This is a genomic window from Chryseobacterium indologenes, assembly GCF_001295265.1.
In the GTDB taxonomy this organism is placed as follows: domain Bacteria; phylum Bacteroidota; class Bacteroidia; order Flavobacteriales; family Weeksellaceae; genus Chryseobacterium; species Chryseobacterium indologenes_A.
In genome coordinates this window covers 189,304-214,300 of the sequence record NZ_LJOD01000006.1, presented here as the reverse complement: position 1 = coordinate 214,300, position 24,997 = coordinate 189,304, and the positions used below count along the sequence as shown (strand labels likewise).

18 protein-coding genes are annotated in these 24,997 nt (G+C 39.2%); 2 read left to right on the top strand and 16 right to left on the bottom strand.

What is annotated here, in order from left to right; genetic code table 11:
- Positions 1-37: 37 nt before the first annotated feature.
- From AOB46_RS11245 to AOB46_RS11235, 3 genes are read right to left on the bottom strand one after another with little or no spacing between them, the layout of a single operon-like run.
- The gene (locus AOB46_RS11245) at positions 38-1,627 is read right to left on the bottom strand and encodes a beta-carotene 15,15'-monooxygenase (RefSeq protein ID WP_062699408.1); all 1,590 of its coding nucleotides are present in this window, start codon (positions 1,625-1,627) and stop codon (positions 38-40) included.
- A complete protein-coding gene (locus tag AOB46_RS11240) occupies positions 1,620-2,684 on the bottom strand; it encodes an HlyD family secretion protein (protein WP_062699326.1) in 1,065 nt (354 codons plus the stop codon). The genes AOB46_RS11245 and AOB46_RS11240 overlap by 8 nt, the downstream gene beginning before the upstream one ends.
- 4 nt (positions 2,685-2,688) lie before the next feature.
- Positions 2,689-4,011, bottom strand: coding sequence for a TolC family protein (locus AOB46_RS11235; RefSeq protein WP_062699324.1), 1,323 nt, complete (start codon positions 4,009-4,011; stop codon positions 2,689-2,691).
- 130 nt (positions 4,012-4,141) lie between these two features.
- Between AOB46_RS11235 and AOB46_RS11230 the strand changes: the two genes are divergently transcribed.
- The gene (locus AOB46_RS11230) at positions 4,142-4,939 is read left to right on the top strand and encodes an AraC family transcriptional regulator (protein WP_062699322.1); all 798 of its coding nucleotides are present in this window, start codon (positions 4,142-4,144) and stop codon (positions 4,937-4,939) included.
- Between the two features lie 133 nt (positions 4,940-5,072).
- On the opposite strand, the gene AOB46_RS11225 is transcribed toward AOB46_RS11230, so the two are convergent.
- The 13 genes from AOB46_RS11225 to ccsA form a co-directional block, all read right to left on the bottom strand.
- On the bottom strand, positions 5,073-5,552 hold the full coding sequence (locus AOB46_RS11225; RefSeq protein ID WP_062699320.1) for a MarR family winged helix-turn-helix transcriptional regulator: 480 nt from the start codon (positions 5,550-5,552) through the stop codon (positions 5,073-5,075).
- Positions 5,549-6,046, bottom strand: a complete 498-nt coding sequence (locus AOB46_RS11220) for a GNAT family N-acetyltransferase (protein ID WP_062699318.1) — start codon at positions 6,044-6,046, stop codon at positions 5,549-5,551. The genes AOB46_RS11225 and AOB46_RS11220 overlap by 4 nt, the downstream gene beginning before the upstream one ends.
- 216 nt (positions 6,047-6,262) lie before the next feature.
- A complete protein-coding gene (locus tag AOB46_RS11215) occupies positions 6,263-7,678 on the bottom strand; it encodes an efflux transporter outer membrane subunit (RefSeq protein WP_062699316.1) in 1,416 nt (471 codons plus the stop codon).
- An 85-nt stretch (positions 7,679-7,763) separates the two neighbouring features.
- Positions 7,764-10,910: an efflux RND transporter permease subunit gene (locus AOB46_RS11210; protein ID WP_062699314.1), complete on the bottom strand. Its 3,147-nt coding sequence runs from the start codon at positions 10,908-10,910 to the stop codon at positions 7,764-7,766.
- Positions 10,910-12,094: an efflux RND transporter periplasmic adaptor subunit gene (locus AOB46_RS11205; protein WP_062699312.1), complete on the bottom strand. Its 1,185-nt coding sequence runs from the start codon at positions 12,092-12,094 to the stop codon at positions 10,910-10,912. The genes AOB46_RS11210 and AOB46_RS11205 overlap by 1 nt, the downstream gene beginning before the upstream one ends.
- 1 nt (position 12,095) lies before the next feature.
- Positions 12,096-12,551: a transcriptional regulator gene (locus AOB46_RS11200; RefSeq protein WP_062699310.1), complete on the bottom strand. Its 456-nt coding sequence runs from the start codon at positions 12,549-12,551 to the stop codon at positions 12,096-12,098.
- Between the two features lie 116 nt (positions 12,552-12,667).
- Positions 12,668-13,180 carry a GNAT family N-acetyltransferase gene (locus AOB46_RS11195; protein ID WP_062699308.1) on the bottom strand — a complete coding sequence of 171 codons (513 nt, stop codon included), beginning with the start codon at positions 13,178-13,180 and terminating at the stop codon, positions 12,668-12,670.
- A 313-nt stretch (positions 13,181-13,493) separates the two neighbouring features.
- Positions 13,494-13,724: a DUF2007 domain-containing protein gene (locus AOB46_RS11190; protein ID WP_062699306.1), complete on the bottom strand. Its 231-nt coding sequence runs from the start codon at positions 13,722-13,724 to the stop codon at positions 13,494-13,496.
- A gap of 62 nt (positions 13,725-13,786) precedes the next feature.
- Positions 13,787-15,112, bottom strand: a complete 1,326-nt coding sequence (gene lat / locus AOB46_RS11185) for an L-lysine 6-transaminase (protein WP_062699304.1) — start codon at positions 15,110-15,112, stop codon at positions 13,787-13,789.
- Between the two features lie 166 nt (positions 15,113-15,278).
- Positions 15,279-16,829 carry an aldehyde dehydrogenase family protein gene (locus AOB46_RS11180; protein WP_062699302.1) on the bottom strand — a complete coding sequence of 517 codons (1,551 nt, stop codon included), beginning with the start codon at positions 16,827-16,829 and terminating at the stop codon, positions 15,279-15,281.
- Between the two features lie 367 nt (positions 16,830-17,196).
- Positions 17,197-17,388 carry a hypothetical protein gene (locus AOB46_RS11170; RefSeq protein ID WP_062699298.1) on the bottom strand — a complete coding sequence of 64 codons (192 nt, stop codon included), beginning with the start codon at positions 17,386-17,388 and terminating at the stop codon, positions 17,197-17,199.
- Positions 17,389-17,470: 82 nt separating this feature from the next.
- Positions 17,471-18,337, bottom strand: coding sequence for an SPFH domain-containing protein (locus AOB46_RS11165; protein ID WP_062699296.1), 867 nt, complete (start codon positions 18,335-18,337; stop codon positions 17,471-17,473).
- A 165-nt stretch (positions 18,338-18,502) separates the two neighbouring features.
- The gene (gene ccsA / locus AOB46_RS11160; protein ID WP_062699294.1) at positions 18,503-21,754 is read right to left on the bottom strand and encodes a cytochrome c biogenesis protein CcsA; all 3,252 of its coding nucleotides are present in this window, start codon (positions 21,752-21,754) and stop codon (positions 18,503-18,505) included.
- A 622-nt stretch (positions 21,755-22,376) separates the two neighbouring features.
- Between ccsA and AOB46_RS11150 the strand changes: the two genes are divergently transcribed.
- The gene (locus tag AOB46_RS11150; protein WP_062699290.1) at positions 22,377-24,941 is read left to right on the top strand and encodes an FtsK/SpoIIIE family DNA translocase; all 2,565 of its coding nucleotides are present in this window, start codon (positions 22,377-22,379) and stop codon (positions 24,939-24,941) included.
- Positions 24,942-24,997: the final 56 nt, after the last annotated feature.

The window sequence follows — 24,997 nt, the reverse complement described above, 5'->3', positions numbered from 1 at the left end:
GCCATCTGTATTACAAATTATAAGAAAGAGTAATTAGCTATGCCGGTGACAGACGTTTAGATTTCAGGTAAAGCGCTGTACGGTTCAGATAAGGAAAAAGAAGTATCAATAGCAGCGATACGAAAAGAATCCAGACTATCATTTCATAATAATCCATAGCAAAACGTACCTGGTTTTGTACGTTCATCCTTGCTGCCAATAGTTTATCCGCTCCTTTCAACGCATGGTCCTCAGGCATTCCTTTGCTGTTGAGTTTTACCGTCTGGCTGTGAATAAAGTTCTTTACAGCAGGGTCTATTACACTGAGATGATCCTGAAAAGCATTATAGTGCCTGCTTTTTTCAAAAAGCTCAAAAAAATTGATCAGTGCAATGCTTACACAGAATCCCAGATATCTGATGGCAAGCGCTGTAGCAGCTGCTGATGGCCCGATGGATGCAGGAACTGAAGAAATAATGAAAATGATGGTAGGAACCATAATCAACCCTACTCCTAACCCCTGAATAAATAACGGAATATAATAGTTGAACTCATCTGCCTGTACATCAAATGAAAAATACATCACCACATGAAATATCAGGAGCAGCAGGAAACCCGGTCCCCAGATATAACGTATGTTTTTCTTCTGAAGCACCATACAGCACGCAATAATAACTCCCGTAACCAGGCCTATAATATTAAAAACATTGATATAGGAAAGGTAAAAAGGATCAAAATGAAGTACAGAAATAAAGTAATTATTGGTAATTCCCGATGCAAAACGGCAGATGTACATCACAAAAAGAATCACAAGCCCCACTTTAAAATTGCGGTATCTGAAAACACGCAGATCAATATAAGGTCTTTTCATAGCATTATGACGAAATACCGATAAAACCGACAGAACGGCAATGGCTATTACACTTCCCAAAATACGTTTATCTTCCAGCCAGTAGTATTCCTGCCCGAAAATCATGATATAGCCGATGAGCACCAGCATTGCACTGTAAAGCGCGAAACTTTCCCAATCAAGCTTGTACAATGGAAATCTTGCATTAATCCGGTAATGACTCATAGCAACAGCCAGAAAAATAAATCCCGGTACGTATAAGAATATAGCTCCCTTGTAAATAATATTAAAATTATAGGAATCGATGAGGTTAGCCGTAATCAGGTTATTGAAAGGCAGGGCACAGATGAGAATTCCAAAAAACACAGAAAAGCTGATCTCCCGTCCTCTTTCACTGCTCAATCGTGTAAAAATTAAGGTCAGCGACAAGTTAACATTACAGGCAAACAGCATACCCTGAATAAAACGTACAGGAAAGAGAATATAAATTTCCCTTGTAAAATAACAGATAAGGCAGGCTGTGATTTGCAGGGTCATAAATAAAAGGAAATACTCATTAGCGGCAAGAAAACTGAAAAATCTTCTTTCCAGACTGTAAAATCCGACATATCCGGCATAAAACAAAGCTACTGAAAACTGAATATCAGCGGGCTCACAGCCATAATACCCCGCCGCAGCATTTACATTCGCCAGAGGAAGGAAAAATATGGTAATTCCGGGAAGGGTCATCAGGAAAAGAATGATCTTAACAAGCCATTCGGGAATCCGACTTTTAAAAAAAGGAACTTTTCTAACCATTGAAACGTTTTTTCCGGGCATATACATTAACGTTCATTCCCACTTTAAGAACTTCTATATCCTTTCTCCTTCCGTCTATTCTGATCCTTACCGGAATACGTTGTACAATTTTCACATAGTTCCCAGTAGAATTATCCGGAGGCAGCAGGGAAAAGCTGGAACCTGTGGCCGGAGACAGAGAAATAATGGTTCCCTGAAACTTCTGGTCGGGATAAGAATCTGCTACAATTTTCACATGATCCCCGATATGCATATTCCTGATCTGTGTCTCTTTATAATTGGCAACCACCCATTTATCGGTTTCATTATTTACGATGAACGCAAGGGTTTCTCCTGCATCAATCATCTGCCCCGCTTCCACGGTTCGTCTGCCCATCCTTCCGTTGTAAGGAGCTGTAATTACGGTATAGCTTACATCAAGCTTATGGCGGTCCAGCAGCGCTTCCAGTTTGGCTATTTCTGCCCGCACCACTGTTTTTTCGGCCTGAATATCATTTATTTTAGATCGGGAAGCAGCATAATTATCCTGCGAAGATTTATAATCACTTTTATTAACGTCCAGTCCGGCTTTAATGTCTTCAAGACGTTGTCTTGTTGCAGATTCTTCATTGTAAAGATCCTGATACCGTTTATAATCAAGTTCCTGTTTCCAGACCTTGGCTTTACTGGCTTCTACCTGCGCCAGAGCGGAAGCTGCTTCTTTTTCTGTTGTATGGGTATTGCTTTCCAGTACCTTCAGCTCTGCACGGGCTTTCTGAATAGCCGCCTGGGTCTGTTCCTGTTGCAGCTTATATTCACGGTTGTCAATTACCAGAAGAGTGTCTCCTTTTTTTACTTCCTGGTTTTCCTCAAATTTGACATCAACAATGAAGCCCCCGGCTCTTGAAATAACAGGATTTACATATTCCTGAACCTGAGCATCATTGGTTTGTTCATATTGATAAAAATTAAAAAGGCTGATCATGCCCCAAACGGCGAGTGCGGCCACAATAAAAGCAGCTATCCATCCTGTAATTCTGGTAATGAGCCTGTCTGTAGGCGTGTATTTTTTTTTCATTGTATTATAAGGTCCCTATGATATTTTGTAATGAATAATAATTGTTCTGTGCTGTAATTTTAGCGGCTTCCAGTTCAAATTTTGTCTGAAGCAGCTGAATATCTGCATCAAGAAGATCCGTCACCAGGGAGGTCTGGCTGAAGTAGGTGTTTTTAATAATTCTCGCATTTTCTTTAGCCTGAACCACGTTAGCTTCTGCTACTTTAATCTGTTCAAGGGCTTCCTCATATCTCAGATAAGCTTCCTTAACCTGCTGGCGTATCTTATCCTCTGTATCTTTATGCGCTTCTTCCTCTTTTTCAAATTCCAGCCTGGCTGCTTTTACCTTTTGAGGATTATGATACAGTGAGGACAGGGAGAATGAAGCTTTTATACCCACTATCCCTAATGAATACCAGTATGGATTATAAGGATATAGAAATATCTGCGGATTGGCATAGTAGAACTCTCCATACAGGCCAACTTTCGGGTTTACATTGGCTTTTACCTGTTTGAGTTTTAGCATGCTCAGTTCCGCCTGCTGTTCTGAAATATGGTAATCAAAAGAATGTTTCAAAGCTCTTTTTACATATTCTTCATAGGTAATATTTTCTTCCCATTGATTAAAAGGAGCTTCAGGAATAATAGTCTGCTCATCTGGAAGGCCTAAAATAATATTCAGCTTCTGGGTAGCGATGAGAATATCATTTTTAATGGTGATAAGGGCCATTTCACGGCGGGAAAGTTCCAGTTCTACGCGCAGAAGGTCACTTTTCAGAACTACTCCGTTTTTATACAGGGACTTTATCTCTTTCAGCTGTGCCTTTTGGTCGGCAATATCCTGTGTGACCAGATCCCGGAATATCATTGTTTTCTGAAGCTCAAGGTAAAGGGTAGCTGTTTTATAGTGAATATCGGAAACAGCCTGATCTTTCCGGATTTCTTTGATCTTCTGCAATGTTCCTTCTTCTTTGATCTTAAGGTTCAGCTTGTTCCCTTTATAGATATTCAGGTAGAAATCTGCTCCGGCTCTGTAGAGGGTATGAATTACTTCGTGCTGGGTTGGTCTGGAAAACAAGCCGTTTTCATAGATTGGGATGTTGGAGGCTTTTTCTGCGGAACCTTTAATTTCAATTTCCGGGAGGCGTTCTCTTTTGGCATCCTTCAGTTCAGCATCCGCTATTTCTGTTTCTATATTTCTGATTCTGATGTGGCGGCTGTTGTCTTCGGCTTTCAGCCATGCTTCTTTTAAACTAAGCCGTACTGTGTCATTGACTGGACTGCCTGTCTGTGCTGTTGCAATGTGGGAACTTCCAAGGATCAGCAGTCCGGTGAGGTAGATTTTCATCTGATTTTTCGAATTATTGCACTGCAAATTTATTGGCTCTTCCGAGATTATTTTTATCTAAAATAGTCAAGTTTTACATGATTCCGGCCAAATTATTATCTTTGCCTATCCATTCATTGACAACTATTTTATGGGATTAATTGCGGCGCTCCCGGATATCGACAAACATGATGACAGTGTGTTTGTTATGCACGAAAAATCAGAGAAACTCATTCCTTTTCACAAACATACAAAGGGACAGCTGAGCTATGTGGAAGGCGGTATTGCTTATATCACCATAGATAACCGTACTTATGTGGTTCCCGCCAGGCACTTTTTCTGGATTCCCCAGGGAATGGAACATATTCTTCAGATCGGGCATTCTGCAACGGTACTGAGATCATTATATTTTTATGCCCATGATGATCTCTCTGATCCTTTCTTTAACAGATTGGGAATATACCCGGCTTCCGAATTACTCATACAGATGATCAAGTACACTGAAATCTGGGATGAACGGCACGTGACCGCTGCAGATGAGAACTTCGAATTTTTAGTGGCTTTAAAAAAAATACTTCCCAAAACCCATCAGCAGCCTTTACCAATCATTCTTCCCGCTACGCAGAACAAACAGATGATGAAAATTGTTTCGTATCTGGAACAAAATATAGAAGGAAAGCACAGTCTGGCCAGCATCAGTGAAAAATTCGGGCTTAGTGAACGCACGCTTTCACGCCTCTTTAAGGCTGATATGGATATTTCTTTTCTCCAGTATCTGAAAACATTGAGGATTATCAAAGCTATTGAACTGCTTCTTAATACTGATAAATCCATCAATGAAATTGCGGATGATGTAGGCTACAGCTCTATCAGCTCGTTTAGTGATACTTTTCATGAATTTACACAGTCGAGACCTACAGATCTGAGAAAGACCAAGGGATCACGTTAATGCACTCAACATAAAAAGTTTATGCAAGAACAGGAGTTAATTTCTCAAGTATCCAAAAATATACTGTGTTTTACCCTTGTTTCAGAAAAAATATATAAAGTTAATTGGTAAACCAAAAAGGCTGCACAATTTGCTACAGCTTGCTTTTATTATACATTGCCCTTTGATAAAATGATTGTTGCGCGATTTTCTCCTCTGCTTCGTTAATGGCCGTGAGCAGGTGATTTTCATTGTCTGCAATTTCACCCAGCACTTTGGACATCAGCTCCCATACCGGTTTCATTTTTTCAATCAGTTCACTTCCTTTTGGGGCCAGTTCAATGAGTCTTCTGCGTTCGTCCTGCTTGTCTTTTTTAGAGACGATCAGTTTCTGCTTTTCCAATTCTTTGAGCAGGCTGATGGTGGAAGGATGGGTATACCCGATTTCATTCGCAATTTCCACAACACCAAGTCTTTTTTTGTGATGCAGTGTAAATATCACAGGAAACCATTTAGGCTCAAAGTCGATACCGAAGGCTTTATAGATCAGAGCGCCATCTTTTCTCAGCTGTTCACTAAGCCGCTGAAGTCTTGTAGATATGGCAAGAATACCTGATTCGTCTATTATATTCATATTGCTGTATTAAGGTTTAAATAATAAAATACATTGTCTGCGCTCATTAACGGAAAACGTACCGGCAGCTTTTGTTTTTCGATCTGATTGAAATGGTTACGTTCATAAAAGCGCATGGCTGCTTTCAGAACATCAATGGTTCCAAGGTAAATAGTATCTATTTTGTTTTCCCGGCAGAAACGGATCAGGACTTCCAGTAAATGCTGTGCAATATTCAGTTCTTTTCCTCTGAATTCTTTTTTTACAAACATTTTTCTCACTGCTCCCGCCTTTTCATCAAATTTAACCAAAGCGATGGAACCAACCAACTCTCCCTCTGCAAAAGCTCCCCAAAAGTTTCCGCCAGCTTCCCTGTAAAAGCTTTCGATCTGGGTAAGATCTGGCTGGTCTTCTATCGTAATCGGAATATTAAACTCTTTCTGCTGGATATTCAGGATGAGATCTATAACCTGTTCTGAATATAAATTTCCTATCTGTTGAATTTCTAGAGCCATAACATATAATTTTTACAAATTAAAACTACGTAGTTAACTACATATATACAAACAAAAACCTGATTTTATCAATTTTTTAACTAAACTTAAAGAATTAAATCTGTATTAGCTGTTCCAATTATCCCAATCAATTCAATACAATTTAGAATTCTGCGGGAAACAAAAAAACGTATGCCATTACTGACATACGTTTTAATTTATTTTAAGCAAAAATATTTACTTCCAGCCTCCTCCAAGAGCCTGATAAAGTTCTATACCCGCTTTCATTTTGTTGTATTCTGCATTTGAAATATTCAATTCTGCATTCAATGAATTGACACTGGCATTCAATACTTCAAGATAGTTAGCCATACCATAGTTCACCAATTCCTGGGAATAATCTACTGATTTTTTGTAGGCTTCCAGCTCTTTCTGCTTTAATTCTATGAAAGAATCCTGTACTGAAAATACCCTGATAGCGTCAGAAACTTCTTTTCCGGCAGTAAGCACTGTTTTTCTGAAGTTCAGGTAAGCTGTTTCCTGGTTGGCAAGGCTTACGTCATAATTTGTTTTGATCTGTCTTTTATTCAGAATAGGCTGTGCCAGACCTGCTACAACATTAGCGAAAAGAGAGTTTACACTGAACAGGTGGTCAAGGTCCACCGATTGCAGTCCACCACTCCCGGTAAGCTTCAAAGTAGGATAAAACTGTGCTTTTGCAGCATTCGTCAATTCAAAAGCATTCATCAGGTTATACTCTGCTCTCATCACATCCGGACGATTGGCAAGAAGCTGTACGGGGTATCCTAATTTCACATCAATCGGAAGTTTCTGGCTTTCCAGAGTAGATCTTTCAATAGAATGAGAAGGTTCTCCCATCAGAAGACTCATTGTGTTTTCAAGAAGCTGGATCTGGGTATCAATATCAATCAATAAAGATTTTGCATTTAATACCAGCGCTTCACTTTGTTGTACAGCAACTTCTGTCAGATTTCCAGAGGCTTTTAACGCTTTGGTCGTCTCCAGGTTTCTTTCTCTTACAGCAATGGTTTCTGTAATAATTCTTTTTTGTGCATCAAAAGTCAGCAGCTGATAATAAGCAGACGCAACAGATGCCACCAAGTCGCTTTTAACGGCTTTATGGGCTGCTACAGTTCCTAAATATGTGGCAAGCTGTGCTTTTTCCTGTGCTTTCAGTTTTCCCCAAAGATCTGCTTCCCAGCCAATGCTGGCGGTAATGTCAAACTGGTTGATATAACGTCTTTCTCCGATGATCTGTCCAAACTGGGTATTGATCGACTGGGTTTGGAACGTATAATTGGGACCTACTGAAAGCGTAGGCTGATAGGCTGCCTTACTCTGCTTTAAATACGCTTCCGCAGAACCAATGCTCTGAAGGGCTATTCTGATATCCAGATTGTTTTCCAAAGCTTTGGAAATATGTCCCTGAAGTATAGGATCTGTGAAAATTTCTTTCCATGAAACATTCGCAATTGTAGTACTGTCTGAAGGAAGCATATCTGTACGGAAAAGCTTTTCGTCCACAACATTCTTCGGTCTCTCGTACTCCTTCCTGGCCATACAGGACGTAATGGCTCCTAGTATAACCGCTGAAAAAGTTATTCCTTTTATAATGTTTAATAAACTCTTCATTATATAAAATTAGAAGTTAGAAATCAGAGGTTAGAAGTTAGATTTTAATATTGGAATCTGACTTCAAACCTCAAATTTTTAATTTTTATTCTGCTAAGTTAATGTCTTCTCTCTTGATTGGTTTGATTTTTTCCTGAAGTGTCTCAAAGATCACATACAGTACCGGAATTACAAATAATCCTAAGATAGTACCTATTAAAAGCCCGATCGCTGCACCCGTTGCAATGGATCTGTTCCCCACTGCACCAATTCCGCTTGCAAGCACCAATGGCAATAATCCGAAGATAAAGGCAAATGATGTCATCAGGATTGGTCTTAATCTGGCTTTTGCCGCATTAATGGCAGACATAACAATGGTCTCTCCATGATGTCTTCTCTGAACGGCAAATTCTACAATAAGAATTGCATTTTTCGCCAATAATCCGACGAGCATGATCAGGGCAATCTGGAAGTAGATATTATTTTCCAAGCCCATGATTTTCTGGCCGAAGTAAGCTCCCATTACTCCTAAAGGAAGGGAAATCACAACGATCAATGGAAGGATATAACTTTCATACTGAGCAGAAAGGATAAAGTAAACGAAGATCAGACTTAACGCAAAGATCAGAAGCGTCTGAGAACCGGAAGCCAATTCCTCTCTGGATAATCCGGTAAATTCTACTCCATAATTCTGATTCAATGTTTCTCCGGCAACCTGCTGTACGGCAGCAATGGCATCCCCGGAGCTGTATCCTGCAGAGTTCGCTCCTGTAATCTTCACTGATGTAAACAGGTTATAACGGCTTACCGATTGCGGCCCGTATGCTTTTTTAAGCGTTACGAACTGAGAAATCGGGGACATTACACCGGAACCGGTTCTTACATATAATTCATTCAGGTTTTCAATGTTCTTTCTGTTTTCAGGAAGGGCCTGAACCATTACCCTGAACTGTTTCCCGTATTTCGTGAAATCAGCTGTATAGACCCCTCCGATATATCCCTGCATCGTTGCCAGGATATCACTTACGGAAACTCCAAGCTGCTTGGTCAGAGGAACATTAATCTCCATCTGATACTGCGGATATTTTGTATTGAATGAAGTCTGGGCAAATTCAATTTCCGGTCTCTCCATCAGCTTACCGATGAATTCATTGGTTTTATTATCCAGATCGGCATATTCACCACCGGATTTATCCAGCAGTACCATCTCAAATCCGGCACTACTCCCGAATCCAGGAACACTCGGCGGCTGGAAGAATACAACTTTGGCATCCGGTACCGATCCTGCAATTCCAAATAGTTTTTTGGTAATATCTTCAGAGGTCTGGCCGTCTTTTTTACGCTCTTCAAATGGTTTCAGTTTAACGAAAGCAAGACCATTGTTGCTACCGTTTCCGGATAAGAATCCTCTACCGGTGGAAATCGTTACATTCTGAACTCCCGGCACTTTCATAGCGTTAGCCTGAAGCGTTTTCAGAGCATTGTAGGTTCTTTCCATGGAAGCTCCCGGAGGAAGCTGTACATCGGTAAAGATAATTCCTCTGTCTTCAGTAGGTACAAATCCTTTCTTCATGCTGCTGCTCGCCCAGAATAAAATACCTCCTGTAACAGCAAAAATAACCAGGGTTACCCATTTATGCCTCAACAGGAATACAAATCCTCTTCCATAACGTTCTGTAGCTGTTTTGAAAGCAATATTGAATTTATAGAAAAACTTCTGCATAAAATTCATGCTTTGATATTTCTCATGATGCTCTGCGTGAGGCTTCAGGAATAATGAACATAAAACCGGGCTTAACGTCAATGCATTTACCGCAGAAATAATGATCGCTACAATAAGCGTAACCCCAAACTGCTGATAGAATACTCCAGTAGGTCCGGTGATAAAGGTTACCGGAATAAATACAGCTGCCATTACAAGGGTAATCGAAATGATTGCTCCTGTAATTTCATCCATAGCTTCTACAGTTGCTTTTTTAGCATCGGAAATACCGTGTTCCATCTTTGCGTGGACGGCCTCAACGACTACAATAGCATCATCCACCACAATACCAATCGCCAGTACTAACGCGAATAAGGTTAAAAGGTTTAATGAGTATCCGAATAAATTCAGGAAGAAGAATGCCCCCACAATAGATACCGGAACTGCAATAGCTGGGATCAGGGTTGATCTGAAGTCCTGAAGGAAGATATATACTACAATAAATACCAGAATAAAGGCTTCAATAAGGGTGTGCACTACTTTTTCAATAGAAGCTTCAAGGAATTCATTGGTATCAAAGTTAAAGGTATATTTAATCCCCTCTGGAAAAGTACTTTCCGCAGATTTCAGATAAGCTTTGATATTCTTGATGATCTCCTGGGCGTTGGATCCCGGAGTCTGGAAGATCCCCATACTGATGGAAGGATTGTTCCCGTTTTCACCAATTCCGCTGTAAGACTGACCGGCAAGCTCTACTTTGGCAACATCTTTCAGCATTAAGTTCTGGCCGTCATTCAATGCTTTAATAATGATATTATCATACTGTTCTTTATCATTGAACTTTCCGACGTACTTGATGATATATTCAAATGAACTACCACTGTTTTGACCAATAGAACCTGCTGCTGCTTCTCTACTCTGCTCATTAATTGCATTGGTAACATCTGTAGGTGTCACATTATAAGCCGCCATCTTTGCTGGATCCAGCCAGATTCTCATCGAGTAGTTTTTACCCCCGAAAACATTGGCATCCCCTACACCATTGACCCTCTTCAGATTTGGGATAACATTGATATTCAGAAAGTTTTGAAGATAAACATCATCCAGATCCTTATTTTCAGAGTAGAAAGACATATACATCAGGGCACTGGTCTGCTGTTTCTGGGTTACGACCCCTGAACGGGTTACTTCAGAAGGCAGCAAAGGTGTTGCTCTGGCTACACGGTTCTGTACGTTTACCGCCGCTATATCCGGATCAACTCCCTGTTTAAAGAAGACCTGAATATTGGCTGAACCGTCATTTCCTGCAGAAGAAGTAATATAATCCATTCCTTCTACCCCGTTGATCTGCTCCTCCAGAGGAACAACCACACTTTTCATTACAGTTTCTGCGTTGGCACCTGTATAATTGGCGGTAACACTTACTGTAGGCGGTGCAATATCCGGATACTGTGTAACCGGTAACGAGACAAGTCCTAAAATACCGAGAATCACAATCAGAATTGAGATTACGGTAGATAAAACCGGTCTGTTAATAAAGTTTTTTATCATTAGAATTTCGGTTTTATTGATTGAACAAGGCTATCCATTTTTACAGGTTTACGAATCACAGGTGTACCCGGCTTTAAGCCTCCTATACCCGCAGCAATTACCGTTTCTCCTTTATTAACTCCTGATTTAATAAGAGCCATATTGTCGATTCTGTCAATAACGTTCACTACAACATTTTTAGCGGTATCTTTTTCTACCTTATATACGTAAACAATACCCTGCTGCTCATAAGTTGCACTTTCCGGCACAACCAGAACATTGTCATAGTGCTGAGGGAATCTGATGGTTCCGCTGTTTCCGTTGCTCAGAAGTTTCTGGGCATTGGTGAAAGCTACTCTGAACTGAATAGTCCCTGTACCCGGATCAATCTGACCTGTAATGGCTTCAATTCTCCCTTTTTCAGGATAAAGGCTTCCGTTGGCCAGCTGTAGTTCTACCATGGGAAGATTTTTAATCTTTTCAGGCATAGAGGCGCCAGGTGCTTTTTCCAGGAAGTCAAAGTATTCTTTTTCGTTCATGGAAAAGTAAGCAAAGACCTGAGAGGTATCGGAAATTGTTGTTAAAGGGGTCTGATCAGTAGGTCCTACCAAGCTTCCGACTTTTAAAGGAAGCTTTCCGATCACTCCTGAAATAGGAGCACGGATGATAGAATATTCAATATTGGCTTCTACTCCTTTATAGTTGGCAACAGCCTGTCTTTTTGCGGCATTTGCCTGCTGAAGCTGTGCCTGTGCCTGTGCCAGATTGGCCTGTGCCGTCTGTAACTGTACATTACTGATGATGTTTTTCTGAACCAGCGGTTTAAGTTTGTTCACTTCTACCTGTGCAGCATTCACTGAAGCCTGGGCAGCAGCAATATTAGATTCTGCGGCACCTATTCCTGCTTTGGAAGCAGCTGCATTTTCATTCAGAATATTGGTTTCCAGACGAAATAAGGGCTGTCCCTTCGTAACATACTGCCCTTCATCTACCAATACCTGAGTAATATATCCCTGTATTTTTGCACGGACATCATTGTTTACCCTTCCCTGAACGGTTGCCGGGAATGTCTGATAACCCACTATATTTTTTGTCTCCACGGAAATCACAGGATAAGGCTTAGCGCCGCCCTGTTTCGGAGCTTCTTTTTTGCAGGCTGTCAGTGAGAGCGCTGCAATAGAAAGTATAACTAGCTTATTATTCATTTTATAGTTTATTAAGAGATTCCTGTATATTTTCTATGTTTTTATTTAAAAGTGCTTTGTAAACTTCTATTCTTTCATTGTATCCATCGTCCTGATTTTGTTTAAAATTGTTTAAGTCATCTAGTAGTTTTAATTCGTCTTTCATTTTCTGAACTATTTTTTCAAACCGTATTCTCTTATAATCATCATTGATGAAAAAATACCGTTTCCTTTCATCCATTTTATTGTGATCTACAATCAACTGTGCATTCAATAATAATGAAATACTGGTGGAAACAGAGCTTTTGCTCGCGGAGAGCACTTCAACAAACTCGTCAAAAGTAATTCCTACTTTCTCATAATCGAAAAGAAGGTAGGAATAAATTTTTGAAGCTAAAGGGGGTAAATTGAAGATGGTGCCATAAAATTTTACGGCATCCTGAAAAATTTTTTCATCAATTTCTATACTTTTATGCATAATATAAAAATTTGAACAAAAGTATAAATTAGTTCAGAACTAAACGAACAAAGATGATAGAGTTTATAAATAGGGCTTCTTTTAAAAATTCAATGAAGATGGATTTAACTTTTGGGTTAAATTATAATCTTCTCATAAGCTTTCCTCATTCCATCTGCTAAAAGAACTTCTCCACAGTAGGAATACCCTTTGCTTTCAAGGATCTTCAGCATAGCTATATTATCGTAGTTGGTATCTACTTTTACACTTTGAATTCCATGAGATCGGGTAAAATCTTCAATATGATCAAACAGTTTTTTTACCATACCCTGGCCCGCAAATTTTCTGTCTACAGCCACTCTGTGTACAACCACGAATTCTCCGTTGCTCAGCCATTCTCCTTCAATCTTACTGTAAGCAGGTTCGTCATTTAAGATTAAGGCTGCATATACTGCAATATGGCCATCCACTGTCATCACATATCCGAATCCTTTTGCAATATCACTTTCCACTGTTCCAAGATTAGGATAACCATTCTGCCATTGTGTGCTTCCATCCTGTTTTCTTCTTTCGATAGACTGCTGAATGATTTCCCAAATGATGTCTCTGTCTTCAATTTCTGCTTTTCTTAATTTTGTCTCTGAATTCATTGTTGCTGGTTATTTTAAAATGAAGAGATGGATGGTGTAATTTAGGGTTTGGCTGAAGCCGGCTGAATGATTTTTGTTGTGATGGGCTAAAGCCCGCCTCTGTTGAATAAAGATGCATTATTGAAAACCTTAATAACCTTTCCCTCTTGATTTTCTAATTATTATAATGGGTATGATCTTCTTAATTCCGGTGAATCAGGATCTTATTTCTACAATTTCAGATACCTTCTTTCATTTGAATTAAAAAACCGAAAACTAATTAAAAATTAATTTTCGGTTCGAAGTAGTAAAATTTAAAATTATGAAATTGTTTTTATTGGTTTTCAACTTGTTGAAGATAGGCATCAATAATATCGAATGCTTTCTTCTCGTCTTCTAAATCTACCATAATTTTCAGCGACGTTGCAGTGGGCGTTGTCGTAAAGGTCAGGTAATTATTTTCGACGGTATTTGTAATTTGTGCATCATCCAATTTAGACTTAATTAACTGGATTTCTGAAGGTTTATCACTTTCAAAAACCGATACTCTCGTACTTCTTTCCATATTCTATATCGTTTGAGTATCTAAATGTACAATGTTTTTTTTACAATTACAAATCTTTGGTTTTAAATTTTATTAATATTGTTTTCAATTTTATCTAAGGCCAGCTGAATTTCTTCTCTGGTAACATTCAGATGAGGTCTGAAACGAAGCGACTGATCACCGCACGGCAGAATAATTAACCCATCCCTGAACAATTCATTCATCATATGGTTTCTTTGTTCTCCTGAAGGCAGATCAATAGCACACATTAACCCTCTTCCTCTTGCATTTGAAATTTTTTCAGGATATTTCTGAGCTAATTCTTTTAATCTTTCCAACAGATAATCACCTACTATTCTTGCATTTTCAACCAGGTTTTCTTTTTCTATCACTTCCATCACTAACTGGAAACGAAGCATATCGATAAAGTTTCCTCCAAAAGTGGAGTTAATTCTTGAGCTTTCTCTGAAAACATTGTTTGGTACTTCATCAAATTTTTCTTTATTGGCCAACACTCCGCATACCTGTGCTTTTTTACCGAAAGAAATAATATCCGGCTTAGCGGTGAAATGTTGGAAAGCCCACATTTTCCCTGTAATTCCGATTCCGGTCTGTACTTCATCAAAGATCAGAAGGATCTCGTTCTGGTCACACAGGTTTCTTAATCCCATCAGGAATTCATCTCTGAAATGATTGTCTCCTCCTTCTGCCTGGATGGGCTCAATAATGATGCAGGCTACTTTATCAGGGTGCATCAGGATTGCTTCTTCAATCTGAAGAAGAGCCAGTTTTTCATTTTTAATGGTTTCTTCCAGGTTTTCTTCTGTGATTGGGAAAGTCAATTTCGGGTTTAGGATCCTTGGCCACTCAAACATTGGGAAATATTGGTATTTTCTTGGATCTGAAGTATTGGTTAAGCTTAAAGTATATCCGCTTCTTCCATGGAAGGCCTGTCTGAAGTGGATGCAGATTCCGGCTTCTGTCTGAAGACCTTTTTCGAAATTTTTACGGGTCTTCCAGTCAAAGCATGCTTTCATCGCATTTTCAACACCTAACGTTCCGCCCTCGATAAAGAATGCATACTGAAGTTCTTCAGGAATTACTACTCTTTCGAAAACTTCCAGGAATTGAGCATATTCTTCGGAGTAAACGTCTGCAAGGGTTGGTTTGTTTACCGCCATTCTGCCTAACCATTCTGATCTTTCAACAAGATACGGGTGGTTATAACCAATGGAAGCGGATGCAAACATAGAGAACATATCCAGATATTCCCTGTCTGTTAATTTGTCATATAACCATGAGCCGTGAGATCTTTCGATGTCCATCACGAAATCAAAGCCATCAGCCAAAACGTGTTTTCCTACTGTTTCTTTTACTTTATTTGCTTTTATATCTAATGTTTGTTCCATAATAAATTGATGTGTGATTTAATAAGTGGGGTAATTAAAGATTAAAAATAAAGCCTAGAATTATCCCGGTTATTAATTTTTGAATGTGGATTGGATTAAAGAATTGAGAGACCGAATGATTTTTCAAATCTCTCAATTTTAAATTTTCATAGTTAAATTAAAACTTTTACAAATCAAATTTAATTCCTTGTGCTAAAGGAAGTTGAGCTGTATAATTTATAGTATTAGTTTGTCTTCTCATGTAGTATTTCCAAACATCAGAACCGGATTCTCTTCCGCCTCCTGTTTCTTTTTCACCCCCGAAAGCACCACCAATCTCAGCACCGGATGTTCCGATATTTACATTGGCAATACCACAGTCTGAACCGGCATGGGAAAGGAATAATTCTGCTTCTCTTAAATTCTGGGTCATGATAGCCGAAGATAATCCTTGCGGAACATCATTCTGAATAGCAATAGCTTCTTCTAATGTTTTGTATTTGATTAAATATAAAATCGGTGCAAATGTTTCGTGCTGAACGATTTCATAAGAGTTTTTCACTTCTGCAATACATGGTTTAACGTAGCATCCTGATTCGTATTCTTTTCCGCTCAGTACGCCGCCTTCAACGATGAATTTCCCGCCTTCTTTTTTACATTTTTTGATTGCTTCCTCGTACTGGTTTACAGCATCTACGTCAATAAGCGGTCCTACGTGGTTCTTTTCGTCCAGAGGATTTCCGATCTTTAACTGTCCGTATGCTTTTACCAGTCTGTTCTTTACTTCATCGTATACGCTTTCATGGATGATCAGTCTTCTGGTTGTGGTACATCTCTGTCCGGCAGTTCCTACCGCTCCGAAAACAGCCCCGATAATAGACATATCGATATCCGCGTCTTTAGAAATGATAATTGCATTATTTCCTCCCAACTCAAGGATTGATTTTCCGAATCTTTCTGCTACTTTAGAAGAAACCATTCTTCCTACTCTTGTAGAACCGGTGAAAGATACCAGTGAAACTCTCTTATCATCCACCAATCTCTGCCCTATTTCGTGATCTGCCACCAATACGCTTGAAATTCCTTCCGGAAGGTTGTTCTCCTTCAATACTTCAGCCATAATGTTCTGGCATGCAATAGCACACATTGGTGTTTTCTCTGATGGTTTCCAGATGGTAACATTTCCACAGATCCATGCTAAAGCGGTATTCCATGACCATACGGCTACCGGGAAGTTGAAAGCGGTAATAATTCCCACTACACCCAGCGGATGATATTGTTCATACATTCTGTGGCCCGGTCTTTCTGAATGCATCGTATATCCGTGAAGCTGTCTGGAAACTCCTACTGCAAAATCGCAGATATCAATCATTTCCTGAACTTCACCAAGACCTTCCTGCAGGGATTTACCCATTTCATACGAAACAAGTTTCCCAAGATCATCTTTATATTCTCTTAATTTCTGGCCTAACTGCCTTACAATTTCCCCTCTCTTAGGAGCAGGGATCATTCTGAATTCCTGAAACGCTTTCTGAGCGGTCTCAATTACTTTGTCATAATCACTTTGTCCGGAAGTCTTTACTTTGGCAATCAGCTTGCCATCTACGGGGGAAAAGCTCTCTATTGTTTTTCCAGAAGCAAAATATTTCCCTCCTGTTGAGGTTCCTTTATTCTCTTCTTTGATCCCAAGATTTTTGAGTGTTTTTTCGATTCCGAAATCCTTTACTTTTTTAGACATAAAATGTTACTTTTCGTTCCTCTAAAGATAAAAATATTATGCGAACCTCAAAATTTTAATTTTTAACTGGCTTTTTATTTGGACTAATTACAAACATGCTTATCTTTGTAAGGTAATTTTTAACAGAAATGGAAAATTCTGAGAATAATAATAACTCGAAATTCATGAAGTGGTTCAAACGTGTAGGATGGGCAGGATTTGCCTTTTTTACCATTAAAGGATTGATGTGGCTTGTGATCTTCTATTTTGGAGCAGATACGCTTCAAAGTTGTATAAAATAAGAAAGCAGAGAAAAAATCTCTGCTTTTCTTTTTGCTGTAAGGTTAACTGAATTGATATATTTCCGGAAGCACAAAGGAATTTACCTTTATTCTTCCTTCTTTTTTCTTCCCGAATTCACCAGACTCTGATGCAGCAGATATTCAATCTGTCCGTTTACGCTCCTGAATTCATCATTGGCCCATTTCTCCAGAAGTTTATACGTAGAATCATCAATCCTTATAACAAAGGATTTTTTACTTTTACTTTCCGAAGAATTCTGAGTTTTCTCTGATTTCATTTTCTAAATTTCTCTGACATGATTAGCTGAATTATTTTAAGGTAGGAGTCTACAGTAAAATATACCGATTAATTTTTTACACTTAGTTATAAAGCGTACCTGCATTCAATATGGGAGTTGCTGCTTTTTCACCACATAAAACCACCATTAAGTTGCTTACCATTGCTGCTTTTCTTTCATCATCAAGCTCTACAATATTCTCTTCAGAAAGCTTTTTCAGTGCCAGATCCACCATTCCTACAGCACCTTCTACAATCTTGGTTCTTGCCGCTACGATGGCTGTTGCCTGCTGTCTCTGAAGCATCGCTCCTGCAATTTCTGAAGCATAGGCCAGATGGGAAATTCTCGCTTCCTGAATAACAATCCCTGCTTTTGAAAGACGGTCTGTAAGTTCCTGCTCTAAAATGGAATTGATCTTGTCTCCCCCTTCTCTCAAAGTAATTGGTGCATGATCATCTTCCAGGTTATCATAAGGGAAACTCATCGCGAGATGACGTACTGCTGCTTCACTCTGCATTTTCACAAAGTCTGAATAACGCTCCACATCAAATGCCGCTTTATAGGTATCTCCCACTTTCCATACAATGACAACGGCAATTTCAATAGGATTTCCCATTTTGTCATTTACCTTTAAAGTCTGGCCCTGCAGGTTTTCTGAACGCAGGGAAATCTTCTGGGACGAATACAATGGATTGATAAAAAACAACCCGTTATCCTTCACGGTTCCAACATAGCGGCCAAAAAAGTTTAGTACTCTTGAATGGTTCGGCTGAATAATCATCAGGCCTTTCAGGAAAAAACAGGACAGCAGAAAACATAGCATAGCAATGGCTACAAGCGTAATACTCTGATCAACCCCGGAAATAAAAAGGTAGATCGATGCTACAAACAGTACCAGGCAGATCACTAAGGTAAGATACCCTGACATCGGTTTTAAAACTTTTTCCATAATAGTAAATTTGATATTATTTTGATATCATAAAGATATAAATTAATTCTATATAATCCATTACAAAATATATTTTTTTGATCGGTTCACATAGAGCACCTCCACTTCAACGCACAAAAAATCCCGGAATGTATGTTCCGGGATTTTGATTATAACTTTATCGTTTTATTTTTTAGTCAGTGCTTTGAACTTGAAATAAGACACTATGGCCAGTAAAGCCATCGTTGTTAAACCGATGTATACCCAGGCCGGAACCGGAACCGGATCTCCAGCTGCGTAAGAATGAAGCCCGCTTAAGTAGTAATTTACTCCAAAATAGGTCATTACCATTGAGCAGAATGCAAACATTGTGGCTACATGGAATGCCCATCTGCTTCTCAATCCGGGAACCAATCTCATGTGGAGTACAAATGCATACACCATAATAGAGATGAAAGCCCATGTTTCTTTCGGGTCCCAGCTCCAGTATCTTCCCCATGATTCGTTGGCCCAGATCCCTCCAAGGAAGTTTCCTACCGTTAAGGCAAAAAGACCAATGGTAAGAGACATTTCAGATACAATAACCAATTCTTTCAGTGTAGTATCATGGTGTATTTTATAGGTAGGTTTATTGGAAATAATATAGAACACCAGACTGATTACCGCAATAATCATAGACAGTGCAAAGAATCCGTAACTGGATACGATAATGGCTACGTGAACGATCAGCCAGTACGATTTCAATACCGGAACCAGCGGAGTAATCTGTGGATCAAGCGCTGATCCGCCATGAGCAAACCCCATCATAATAACCGCTACCATAAACCCGGCTGCCGGAATCAGAGCATTGGCATTTCTGTACAGAAAAAATCCTGCCGTGATACCTACCCATGAAATGAAGATAATCGCCTCATATCCGTTACTCCAGGGTGCGTGTCCCGAAATATACCATCGTGCGATAAGTCCAAGGAAATGGCATACATATCCTACTGCACCTAATACAATAATCGCTTTAATTATTTTGTTGAGGGTCTTGTTGGGTTTAAACAGTTCAACAAATCCTAAAATCATCAATAATCCTCCAATAATGGTATAGAAAATCAATAGCTTAAAGTTGATATTTACCTGATTCATGAACACTTCAAGATCTACTTTAGATTTTGAAGGAACAACGGCTTTGCCCCATTTCTGCTGATAATCTGAAAGTTTCGCCAATTCAGCATCAGCTTTGCTCCAGTCTCCTGATTTCTGTGCCTGCAGGATTTCGGCAAAATAAGGCCCCATTACCTGTTGAGACTCCATATCCGGTTCCAGTTTCTGATCAAGCCATGAATGCCATGTATGGTTGGCATCATTTTTTACAGGAACAATTCTCATGAACTGACCACTGAAAAACTCATTGAAGATCTGAACTCTTTCGTTAAGTTTAATGATCTGTTTGTCATATTCTGATTGTTCTGCCGGTTTTTTGGCAAATGCAATATTGTAGTCTCTTTCCAGAACATAGGTCATCATACCGGTTCTTTTATCAATCGGGAAAAGATTAAGCAGAGATGTATATCCTTCTTCATTGGCTTTGGCTTTTCTCTGAAGTGCTTTTACTTCTCCAACACTAATCAAAGGGACAGCTGTCCAGCTTTCCGTATCGGTATTGATGGATAAGAACCATTGGTTGGCATCTAGAGATTTTCCGTCGGTTCCTTTAAAACGGTCGTGCTTGTATAGTTTTCTCAGAACTTCCAGTGCCTGAGTATTCATTGGAACAATCCTTCCTTCAATATTCTGAACCAGAAGATACCCGAATTTATCCGCATGTTCTTTACTGATCTTATTTCTTGCAATAATCTCATCTGCAGAAATCATTCTCATTTTATTGATAGGTGATGCAGCAGAATTCTGTGTAGAAACATTTGCTTCCGGAGCCGGCGCGTGGTTATGTCCGTCTCCTTCTGTATGAACATGTTCTCTGCTTCCGTCAGTGGTCCCGTGGGTTTCAATTTTCTGAGCATTCAGTCCTAAGCTTAAGAAGATCAGAAGTACGGCTGCTGCTTTCTTTTTATTAACATCAGACAGCATTTTATTCAGTTTCCAGAAGTGCGTTCCTTTCCAGAAGAAGATAATGAACATTCCTAAAAATAAAAGTCCGTATCCGATGTAAGAGATCAAAGTTCCCCAGTAATCGTGGTTTACAGAAAGCACGGTACCCATTCTGTCCGGGTCAAAACTTGCCTGGAAGAAACGATATCCGCCATGGTTAAGAACGTGGTTCATATAGATTTTATAAGGCGTTTCTTTTCCTTCATCAATGATTTTAACATGGCTTTCATAAGCACTCGGAGATGAACTTCCCGGATAAGTTTCCATTACGAAGTCATCCAGCTTTAAGGCAAATGGTGTGTTGTATACTTTAGGCCCGAAACCCAGCATAATATTCAGTCCGTCCATCGTAATCTGCTTGTAGGCATTCGGATTTCCTTTTTCAACTGAAAGTTCAACCATCTGCTTTGTTTTTGGCCCCTGCAATTCAACTTTAAGCATATCAGGAACATTCAGGTCTTTCTTTTTATCTCCTTCAAAAGCAATCAGCTTTCCTTTTTTAAGACCTTCGGGAACTACCAGCTTCAGTTCGTTGATGCTGTAAAGACTTCTCAGCGCCAAAGGCTGGAATTCATCTTTTTTGGTATTTCCGGTTGCCTGTGTTGCCATGGTCATAAAAGTAGCGTCAACCGGTGTTTTAATAAACAGTTTTCCTCCTTCATTTTTAAATTCTACGGCACCATCAATAGCCCTGTTAAACGTTACAAGTGTTCCGTTGATGGATTTTGTTTCTCCCGGTTTGATATAGATATTCTGTCTTCCGGTGTTTCCTGTAGAAACCAGGTGCAGGTATTCTGCTCCGTTAGGTTCAGCAACTAAGCTGTCTTTTTTTCTTTGTACATATTCTTTAGCGATAACCTTTACTTCTTTTCCGCGGAAGTCATAAGTAGCCTTAAGATCTTTATGCAAAGGAGACATCAGATAAGGAATATCCTGATAATTAAGAACATCTCCTTTTTCTTCAATCTGAATTTTCAAGAAATTTTTATCTGTAATGATCTCATTGGAAGTTTCTCCTTCCCGGATGTGCATGGTTCCTTCAAAACTGATATACCTTGTGATGGCACCTCCGATAAAAATGAATACAAAAGCAAGGTGAAACAGCAGAACCGGCCATTTTTCTCTTTTCCACAGTCTGTATCTTCCGATATTTCCTATGAAATTGAGAATGAGCAGAAGCATAATCAGTTCGAACCATTTTGCTTCATAAATTAATGCTTTTGCTGCTGGCGTTCCATAGTCGTTTTCAAGGAATGTCGCATATGCCATTGAGCCTGCGTACACCAGTAACAACACAGCCATTGTTCTGGTTGAGATAAGAATATCTTGGAGCTTCTTCATGATTTATTGTACTTGACATGCAAAAATAAGGATGAAAAACCACAAAGAGCTTAAAAAAAGCTGTTTTTTGTCACTTTAAAGCCCTTTTCACTTATTTTTAATCATTCTTAATAACATGAAAAACATTGAAGAAAATTCAATTTCAAATATTACAATAACCAGGATTTATAATACCTATCCAGACTATTGAAATCTTCTATTGAAAGACCACATCATCTTTATGATTAACATTATATAACGAACATTTTCTCTCCGGGAAACAACCACTCTGTCATCAATAATTAATGATGCTGTAATTTCCATGTTTTTTTGTGCGTTAGCAGTTACTAATGAAATTAAAATCAGGCCCGGTGCCATAATTCTGTTCAATACAATGTTCATGGTATTACTTTTTTAAACGTACCTGTACAAAATATAGCAGCAGAATCCAGAACATTTGAAGTGATTTCAAAAACGGAACTTCATTTCAGCATCAAAGAAAAAGATTTAAAAAATTTTAGCTTAAAATTATCATTGTAAGGCACCGTAAATTCAAAAAAATAACCATAAATTACGCTTTCTTTTTGAGTAAAAAAGATTCTTTTAATGTTGAAAAAACATTAAATTTGCCCACATTGATATTATGGATAAAAAGACACAGACAAAACCAACAGAAACGCCTGACACAGGCAAAATCTTATCAAAGCCCCGCATATTTTTCGGGCTTACTTTCATCCTTTTCTCTGTAGTTCTGACACTCTCGTTCATCTCTTATTTAATGAACTGGAAAGCAGATCAGAGCCAGGCCGGAACCATGCTTGACAAAAGCATAAAATCCTCCAATATTTTCGGGAAGGCCGGTGACTGGCTGGGAAATATCTTCATCTTTGAAAGTATAGGGATCGCTTCATTTATTATCGCTTTTTTATTTATGGCGGTAGGAACTCTGATCCTTAAGAAAAAAATATTCAAGCCATGGAAAACCATTGGCCACTCTCTCTTTTTCATATGCTGGCTTCCTATTTTTATGGGAGCCATCACCAAAGGACAAGGAGTAATGGGAGGTGTTTACGGCTATCAGATCATGGATTACCTTAATGCCATCATCGGAACGGTAGGTTTATGGGTTGTTTTGGCAGCAAGCATTCTTTTATATTTTATTTTAGAATTTAACCTTCGTCCAAGCTCAATCAAGGCTAAGCTGGACAGCATTAATGAAAACACCATTGGAAGAGTAAAATCAATGATGCCAAGCTCTGATGAAAATTTTGAGGCTGATGATGAACTTGAAGAAGAAGCTGAAAATACAGCGTCCAATGTTACGGTAACTGATGTTTCTGAACAACCTGACAGGTCAAAAACAAAGGAACCGCAGCCTGTACAGGTTCCGAAAGGTTTTCCCGAAGTTATGCCAATAGCAGAAGTTGAAACGATTGTCACCCCCAACCATACTTCTTTTGAAGACGATAAAAAAGATTTCTCTCAACCGGTAAGTCTTAATTTTAATACAAAACCATCTGTTCCCACTTCCACTCCCGAGCAGGCCTTTGATATGAGCCCTGTGCCTCCTGTTCAGGCAACAGCACCTGTTTCAACCCCGGCACAGGAAAACATCAAATTCAATGTGGAAATAGCCCCGGTAATAGATACCCTTGATGATTCAGACAGGAAATCCCAGGAATTGGTTGAAAAACATGGATTGTATGATCATAAGCTTGATCTTGCCGGATTCCAGATGCCGACAGTAGATCTTCTGAAAGATTACGGAAATGAAGAAATCTCGATCAATAAAGAAGAACTGGAAGAAAATAAAAATAAAATTGTTGGTCTTTTAAAGAATTTCAATGTAGGTATTGCTGAAATTAAGGCTACCATCGGGCCAACTGTTACTCTGTATGAAATTGTTCCGGAAGCGGGAATCCGTGTTGCAGCCATCAAAAAACTGCAGGATGATATTGCGCTGAACCTTTCTGCTCTCGGAATCAGAATTATTGCCCCAATGCCGGGGAAAGGAACCATTGGAATTGAGGTACCGAGAAAGAATCCTACCATGGTATCCATGAGGTCTGTAATTGCCTCTCATAAATTCCAGAATACAGATATGGATCTTCCTGTTGTGTTCGGGAAAACCATTTCGAACGAAGTTTTTATGGCCGATCTGGCAAAAATGCCTCACTTACTGATGGCCGGAGCTACAGGACAGGGTAAATCGGTAGGTATTAATGCCATCCTTACTTCTCTTCTTTACAAAAAGCATCCAAGTGAGCTGAAATTTGTAATGGTAGATCCTAAAAAGGTAGAACTTTCTTTATATTCAAAAATTGAAAGACATTATCTGGCTAAACTTCCGGATGCCGAGGAAGCCATCATTACAGACACCAATAAAGTAATCAATACCCTGAACTCTCTCTGTATTGAGATGGACACAAGATATGATCTTCTTAAAAATGCTTTCTGTAAAAACCTGAAGGAATACAATAAAAAGTTTTCGGAAAGAAAACTGAATCCTGAAAACGGGCACCGCTTTCTTCCTTATATTGTATTGGTAGTGGACGAATTTGCAGATTTAATCATGACTGCAGGGAAAGAAGTGGAATTACCCATTGCCAGATTGGCACAGCTTGCAAGAGCCGTAGGAATTCACCTGATTGTTGCTACACAGAGACCTTCCGTAAACGTAATTACAGGTATGATTAAAGCCAATTTCCCTGCAAGAGCGGCCTTCAGGGTAATATCAAGTGTAGATTCAAGAACAATCCTGGATTCTCCGGGCGCTGATCAGCTGATTGGTAAAGGAGATATGCTTTATTTTAACGGAAATGAAATTTTAAGACTCCAGTGCGCCTTCGTTGATACTCCTGAAGTGGAAAGAATCGCAGAATATATTGGTGAACAGAAAGGATATGCTTCTGCCTTCCTTCTTCCTGAATATGTTTCTGAAGATTCATCCGGTTCTGTTGGTGCTTTTGACCCGAATGAAAAGGATGCCCTGTTTGAAGAAGCGGCAAGAATTATTGTTTCTACACAGCAAGGATCTACTTCTATGCTTCAGAGACAGCTTAAACTGGGCTACAACAGAGCGGGAAGAATTATGGACCAGCTGGAAGCAAGCGGCATTGTAGGTGGATTTAACGGAGCCAAAGCAAGAGAGGTACTGATCAGTGATCTCCACTCTTTGGAACAGTTTTTGGAAGATCTGCGTAGTTAAGGAAAAAACAGATGGCTTTATCCTTAAAATTAAAAGTCTAAAGATTATTAAATAAA

Bases quoted from the DNA above. Each gene is read 5' to 3' on its own strand.
- AOB46_RS11245 (WP_062699408.1), bottom strand. From the start codon at position 1,627: ATGGTTAGAAAAGTTCCTTTTTTTAAAAGTCGGATTCCCGAATGGCTT.
- AOB46_RS11240 (WP_062699326.1), bottom strand. From the start codon at position 2,684: ATGAAAAAAAAATACACGCCTACAGACAGGCTCATTACCAGAATTACA.
- AOB46_RS11235 (WP_062699324.1), bottom strand. From the start codon at position 4,011: ATGAAAATCTACCTCACCGGACTGCTGATCCTTGGAAGTTCCCACATT.
- AOB46_RS11230 (WP_062699322.1), top strand. From the start codon at position 4,142: ATGGGATTAATTGCGGCGCTCCCGGATATCGACAAACATGATGACAGT.
- AOB46_RS11225 (WP_062699320.1), bottom strand. From the start codon at position 5,552: ATGAATATAATAGACGAATCAGGTATTCTTGCCATATCTACAAGACTT.
- AOB46_RS11220 (WP_062699318.1), bottom strand. From the start codon at position 6,046: ATGGCTCTAGAAATTCAACAGATAGGAAATTTATATTCAGAACAGGTT.
- AOB46_RS11215 (WP_062699316.1), bottom strand. From the start codon at position 7,678: ATGAAGAGTTTATTAAACATTATAAAAGGAATAACTTTTTCAGCGGTT.
- AOB46_RS11210 (WP_062699314.1), bottom strand. From the start codon at position 10,910: ATGATAAAAAACTTTATTAACAGACCGGTTTTATCTACCGTAATCTCA.
- AOB46_RS11205 (WP_062699312.1), bottom strand. From the start codon at position 12,094: ATGAATAATAAGCTAGTTATACTTTCTATTGCAGCGCTCTCACTGACA.
- AOB46_RS11200 (WP_062699310.1), bottom strand. From the start codon at position 12,551: ATGCATAAAAGTATAGAAATTGATGAAAAAATTTTTCAGGATGCCGTA.
- AOB46_RS11195 (WP_062699308.1), bottom strand. From the start codon at position 13,180: ATGAATTCAGAGACAAAATTAAGAAAAGCAGAAATTGAAGACAGAGAC.
- AOB46_RS11190 (WP_062699306.1), bottom strand. From the start codon at position 13,724: ATGGAAAGAAGTACGAGAGTATCGGTTTTTGAAAGTGATAAACCTTCA.
- lat (WP_062699304.1), bottom strand. From the start codon at position 15,112: ATGGAACAAACATTAGATATAAAAGCAAATAAAGTAAAAGAAACAGTA.
- AOB46_RS11180 (WP_062699302.1), bottom strand. From the start codon at position 16,829: ATGTCTAAAAAAGTAAAGGATTTCGGAATCGAAAAAACACTCAAAAAT.
- AOB46_RS11170 (WP_062699298.1), bottom strand. From the start codon at position 17,388: ATGAAATCAGAGAAAACTCAGAATTCTTCGGAAAGTAAAAGTAAAAAA.
- AOB46_RS11165 (WP_062699296.1), bottom strand. From the start codon at position 18,337: ATGGAAAAAGTTTTAAAACCGATGTCAGGGTATCTTACCTTAGTGATC.
- ccsA (WP_062699294.1), bottom strand. From the start codon at position 21,754: ATGAAGAAGCTCCAAGATATTCTTATCTCAACCAGAACAATGGCTGTG.
- AOB46_RS11150 (WP_062699290.1), top strand. From the start codon at position 22,377: ATGGATAAAAAGACACAGACAAAACCAACAGAAACGCCTGACACAGGC.